At 62.4% G+C, this 627-nt stretch carries 1 protein-coding gene; it reads right to left on the reverse strand.

The window, feature by feature from the left end; translation table 11 throughout:
• Window positions 1-311: 311 nt before the first annotated feature.
• On the reverse strand, window positions 312-627 hold a 316-nt coding region (locus DCI01S_RS17075; RefSeq protein WP_082767906.1), incomplete at its 5' end, for a MerR family DNA-binding protein.

The following is a 627-nucleotide window of genomic DNA, read 5'->3' on the forward strand; positions in this document are numbered from 1 at the left end:
AGGTGGAAGGTCTGCGTATTAGATTCATGCGTATTCGAGTCGGCAGGCAGGGGCCGTCCCTGGCCGTTGTTCCGAGCGGGTTCTCCCGCAGGGGGAGGCCGGATCACAACGTGCGGCCGGTACGGTTTGCGTGCCGGGTTGGCGGTATCGCGTTAGGGGATCCTCAATCGGAACCAGTCCGCAGATTGCTCAGCCGACCCGCGACCCAGGGCGAGGAGCAAGGAGGGGGCCGGAGCCCCCTCCTTGCTGGTTAGCAGCCGCAGCCGCAGAGTTCTGGCGGGCACATCGGGTCTTCGCAGCAGTCGTGCATCTCAGTTCACCTCCTTCTTTGTTTCAAGCCAAGTTCCTGGGGTCGGGGGTGGGCAATTCTCGGCAGGCAAGGCTGTGAGCATGGTCGTCATCTCGGTTCGCAGAGTTTTCAGACGTTTAATTTCTGCATCGAGTTCGGTCAACCGGCGGGTGAGTAGGTCTCCTGCCGGTTCACACGGACAGGCTCCTGTGTCTCTGACGGAGAGGAGGTCACGGATGTCGTCGAGCTTGAGGCCTAGCCGCTGTGCCCCCTGGATGAAGCGCAGACGATCCACCGCTTGCGTGCTGTAGATCCGATAGCCCGACGGGGTGCGGGCT

The sequence above is a fragment of the Dietzia cinnamea NBRC 102147 genome, from assembly GCF_001571065.1.
Lineage (GTDB): Bacteria > Actinomycetota > Actinomycetes > Mycobacteriales > Mycobacteriaceae > Dietzia > Dietzia cinnamea.